The organism is Actinoplanes sp. NPDC049802 (assembly GCF_040656595.1).
Classification (GTDB): Bacteria; Actinomycetota; Actinomycetes; order Mycobacteriales; family Micromonosporaceae; genus Actinoplanes.
The window spans coordinates 1-5,181 of record NZ_JBFAMR010000067.1 but is presented as its reverse complement, the minus strand read 5'-3'; the positions used below and the strand labels follow the sequence as shown (position 1 = coordinate 5,181).

1 protein-coding gene is annotated in these 5,181 nt (G+C 74.7%); it reads right to left on the bottom strand.

Annotated elements, in window-relative coordinates:
- Nucleotides 1–251 precede the first annotated feature (251 nt).
- Complete coding sequence (locus AB0I88_RS32325; protein ID WP_361033341.1) at nt 252–3,779, bottom strand: BTAD domain-containing putative transcriptional regulator; 3,528 nt, start codon at nt 3,777–3,779, stop codon at nt 252–254.
- Between the last annotated feature and the right edge of the window lie 1,402 nt (nt 3,780–5,181).

Sequence of the window (5,181 nt, the reverse complement as noted above, 5' to 3'; positions counted from 1 at the left end):
AAGCGGGCGGCTCGCGCTCCAAGCGGGCGGCTCCCGCTCCAAGCGGGCGGCTCCCGCTCCATGCCGGCGGCTCGCGCTCCAAGCGGGCGGCTCACGCTCCAAGCGGGCGGCTCCCGCTCCAAGCGGGCGGCTCGCGCTCCAAGCGGGCGGCTCACGCTCCAAGCGGGCGGGTCACGCTCCAAGCGGGCGGCTCACGCTCCAAGCGGGCGGCTCACGCTCCAAGCGAGCGGGTCACGCTCCAGGCGAGCGGGTCACCCTCCGTGCGGGCGGCTCGCGCTTCGTGCGCTTTCCTTCCGGTACGCCGTGAGCGCGGCCGAAGCGAGCTCGGCGGCTCCGGCGACACCGCCGCCGCACGGCCGCACCGCCGCGGCACGGGCCCGGATTCCGGCCAGCCGGGCGCGGTCCGGCCCCATCACGGCTGGGGCCATCGGATCGTCGTCGGCGGCCGCCACCAGCGCCGCGGCGGTCTCCGTGTCGCCGAGCCCGGCCAGCAACTCGGCGCTCAACCGGATCATCGTCCACACCTGGGCGGTCATGTTCGCCGCCCGTACCGTCGCGAGCACCTCCCGGCAGGCACTGACCGCCGTCCCGGTCCGGCCCAGCCGGATCAGCACGGCGGCCCGCGCCACCCGGGCGATGTGTCCCGTGTAGACCAGGCTGGCCCGGTCGCTGGACTCGATCGACCGGTCGTACCAGGTCAGCGCCCGCTCCGGGTCGGCGCTCGCCAGCAGCTCACCGCGGGTGAACGGCACGAACCCGTCCAGATGCTCGGTGTCGAGATACCCGGCGTACGTCTCCAGCCACCGGGCCCCCGCCGCCGGATCACCGCCGTACGCGTCCATCAGCGCCGAACAGCAGACGCCGGTGGCCCGTGCCCAAGCCGGGGCATGCCGGTCGGCGGCCATCCGCTCGGCGTCGCGGCGGACCGCGTCCGGCCGCCCGGCGAACATACCGTTCGAGATCCGGATCAGCAGCGCGACCCAGCGCATCCGGTGGTCGTCGGGCAGCCGGCCGAGCGCCGCGGTGAGCAGCCGGTCCGCCTCCGGCAGGCGGCCGTGCAACCATTCGCCGGTGCCGGCCGCGACCGCCCGCAACGCGTCGCTCTCGGTCACCACCCGGTCCGGCGCGCCGCGGGCCAACTGCTCGGTCAGGCCGGGATCCGGCGAGTCCGCGCCGACCACCGCGAGCATGGCGGCCAGCCGGGCACCGTCGTCCCGGTCGCCGCCACCCTCACTCAGCCAGGTCAGCGCCTCCTGCAGATTGGGCAGCTCCCGGCGCATCGCCGGATAGGTTCGCGGATTCCGCTGCCGGGCGCCGTCCACCAGCTCGGTGGCGAGCGCCAGCATCCACCGGGCGTGCGCGTCGCGAGCCGAACGTTCCCCGTCCGGTCCGAGATGGCCGAGCCCGACGTGCCGCACCGTCTCCAGCAGCCGGTACCGCGGCGGGTCGGCGACCACCAGCGAGGCGTCGACCAGTTCGGCCAGCAGCGGCTCGGAATCCGGCTGGAAATGCCGCAGGGCGTCCAGGGTGAAGCCGCCCCGGCACACGGCCAGCCGGTCCAGCAGCCGCTGCGACGCCGGATCGAGAAGCCGGTACGACCATTCGACGGTCGCCGAAACCGCGGTCGCCCGGTCGCCGCCCCGGGCCGGTTCCAGCACGTTAAGCCCCGCGCCCAGCCGGTCCCGCAGATGCGCCAGCCCGAACACCGCCTCCCGCCGGGCGGCCAGCTCCACCGCCAGCGGCAGCCCGTCGACAAGACCGCAGATCTCGGCGGCGAGCTCACGCGTACGAGAATCGTCCTCGAAATCGGCGCGCAGAAGCGCGGCCCGGTCGCAGAAGAGCGCCACCTGATCCTCCGCCGGAGGCGGCCCGATCCGCAGCACCCGCTCCCCCGCCACGTCCAGCCGCTGCCGCGACGTGGCCAGCACCCGCAGCCCCGGACAGCGTGCCACCAGCTCCCCGACGAGCGACCGCACCGCCTCCAGCAGATGCTCGCAGTTGTCCAGCACCAGCACCGCCGGCATCGACCCGATCCGCTCGGCGAGAGCCGCCACCCCACCCCGGGGCGCGGCACGCATCCCCAGCGCGCCCGCGACGGCCGACGCCACATCGTCCGGAACCGACCGCTCGGCCAGTTCCACGACCAGCTCACCGCCGGCGAGCGCCTCCCGCATGAGCCGCGTCTTGCCCACCCCGCCGGGCCCGACCAGCGTCGTCACCGGCCCGGCGGCGAGCGCCGCCCGCACCGCGGCCAGCTCGTCCCGGCGCCCGAAGAACCGATCCACCCGCCGCCACCCTGCCCCACCGACGCCCCGCGGCGGCTCCCCCATCTCGCCGGCTCCGGCCGCGAACGCACCGCCGTCGCCATCACGGCCGCCACGGCTCTCCCGGCTGTCACGACTTTCGCGGCCGTCACGACCCTCATCGCCGTCGCGCCGGTCGCGGCGTTCCCAACCGTCGTCGCCGCCGCGGCCCTCCCGGCTGTCGCGGCCGTCATCGCCATCACGGCCCTCCCGGCCGTCGCGGCCGCCACGACCCCCATCGACGTCGCGCCGGTCGCGGCGTTCCCAACCGTCGTCGCCGCCGCGGCCCTCCCGGCCGTCGCGGCCGTCATCGCCATCACGGCCCTCCCGGCCGTCGCGGCCGTCATCGCCATCACGGCCCTCCCGGCTGTCGCGGCCGTCATCGCCATCACGGCCCTCCCGGCTATCGCGGCCGTCGCGGCCGCCACGACCCCCATCGACGTCGCGCCGGTCGCGGCGTTCCCAACCGTCGTCGCCGCCGCGGCCCTCCCGGCTGTCGCGGCCGTCATCGCCATCACGGCGCTCCCGGCTGTCGCGGCTGTCGCGGCCGTCATCGCCGTCGCGGCCGTCATCGCCGGAGACCCCCCAGGCTCTGCCTGCGGCTCCCCCGCCGAACGCGCCCACCACGGCTCGCACGCCGGACGGGCCCGCCAGGCCACGGTGAGGCCCGCGCGCGACGGTCTCGCCGGAGGCGCCCGCGCCATCGCGGCCGTCCGTGGAACCCGGCCCGGAGCGGGTAGGCGCCCGCAGCCCGGGATCATCGGCGAGAATCCGCCGCTGCAACTCGGCCATGGCGGGTGAGGGGTCGATGCCGTGTTCGTTGGCCATCCGTTCACGGAAGGAGCGCGCCACAGCGAGCGCCTCCGGGGTGCGGCCGGTGGCGTGCAGGCCCCGCATGAGCAGCAGCTGCGGCCGCTCCCGCAACGGCTCCGCGACAGCCAGCGCCTCGATCTCCGAAAGCGCCTCCGCGGCCGTTCCGGCTGTGAGCAGCCGGTCGAGCCATTCCTCCCGGAGGTGGCGTCGCAGTTCGGCGAGCCGGGCCACCTCCGGCGCGAACGCCAGCCGCTCCGCCACATCCGCCAGCGGATCCCCGCGCCACAGTGCCAGCGCCGCGCCGAGTGTCACCGCGGCGGCCGCCGGCTCCTGTGCTCGCGCCGCCGCAGCGAGCCGTTCCGCCCGTTCGGCGTCCACCGCCCCGTCCGGAAGCTCCAGCCGATAGCCGCCTGGTTCCCGCCGCACGGCGTCCCCACCGGTGCACCGCCGGAGCCGGGACACGTAACTGTGCAGGTTTCCCACCGCGTTCTCCGGCGGCGTGCCCTCCCACAGCGTCTCGATCAGGTCAGCCACCGGAACGGACCGCCCACCGGCCAGCGCGAGCCTGGCGAGCAGCACCCGCTGAGGCGTGCCAGCGAGCGGAACCAGCACATCATCCCGCCGCAGCTCCACCGGCCCGAGCAAACCCACACTGATCCCCACGGCGCCATTCTCGTCAGCACCCCACCCCGGGACCAGCGCATATCCGGCTAGCTGTCGCCCATACGACGCCGCACCCCGCGGCAGGCCCCGGAACCACCTCACGGGCCCGAGCCGACACGGTTGCGTCCGTTCTCAGGCGGCGATGCGCTGTAGATCTTTGTCGGCTGGTCGTGGGCGCCCTCTCGGGAGCGTTCGAGACAGCCCCGACCCTGCTGGCTTATCAATAGAGGCTCGCTCTCAGCGCATATCCGGTCCGGCCCCGCTTCGCCAGGCCTCACGACGCGGGTGCCGGGTAGCGGAGACCGGACGTGGATCAGGGGTTCGATGACCGGCGACGGCGACGGCGACGGCGGTCGGCGGTCGGCGGTCGGCGGTCGGCGGTCGGCGGTCGGCGGTCGGCGGTCGGCGGTCGGCGGTCCAAGACCGGTGAAGATCCGTCCGTTGCGGTGGTTGCGCATGTGGACGGCATTGCGTGGACGGTGTGCTCGTCGCTGGGCAAGACCGGCGAAGCGACCCGGCCGGCCGCGATGGCTCCTCGGCGATCGCGGTTGACGCTGCCCCGTGAATTCCAGCGTGCGGCACCGGCCTGCCGTCGCACGGAATCACCATCACGTTCACCGGCTGGCAGCGCACGCAGAGACGAATGAATCCCTGTCCGGGGAGACGGGACACGGATCTCGGCTATCTGTGTTCGGCAGACGTGACACCCGCAACGGGTGTCGTCACACCCACTACGGGTGTCGTGTTCTCCGAGGACACATCGCTCTGCACGCCGGCCCTCCGCCCTCCGCCCTCTGCCCTCCGCCCACCGGACGCCAGGGTGCCGGGACGCCAGGGCGCCGGGACGCCGGGACGCCGGGACGCCAGGGCGCCGGGACGCCGGGACGCCAGGGCGCCGGGACGCCGGGACGCCAGGGCGCCGGGACGCCAGGGCGCCGGGACGCCGGGACGCCAGGGCGCCGGGACGCCGGGACGCCGGGACGCCAGTGCGACAGGGCGTACCGTCGGTGCGCTGTGTGCGCCCGCCCGGCGGGCAGACGGGGCCGAGCGATTCGGCACGCACGCAGGGCCCCGCGCGGTCGCTCACGAGTGTCACAGCGGTGCTCGGGGCACACCGTCGGTGCGCTGTGCGCCCCGCCCGCCCGGCGAGCGTGCAGGCGGGGGGCGGGCGATTCGGCCAGCAGGGTCAGCCCCTACGACCAGCCAGCACCACGCAGCCGACACTGAACGCCGTCTCCAAGGGTGGTTACGAATGATTAGGGCGATTGCGTGTAGGCGCGATTAGCGCGCTTTTACCCGCATTTGACCTAGAGCGCATCTGACGGATCATGGTCGGCTCCGGTCCGGTTTCGCTCGGAGCCAGATCATGATCGAGGCGACGGTAACCGTTGCCTCGTAACGG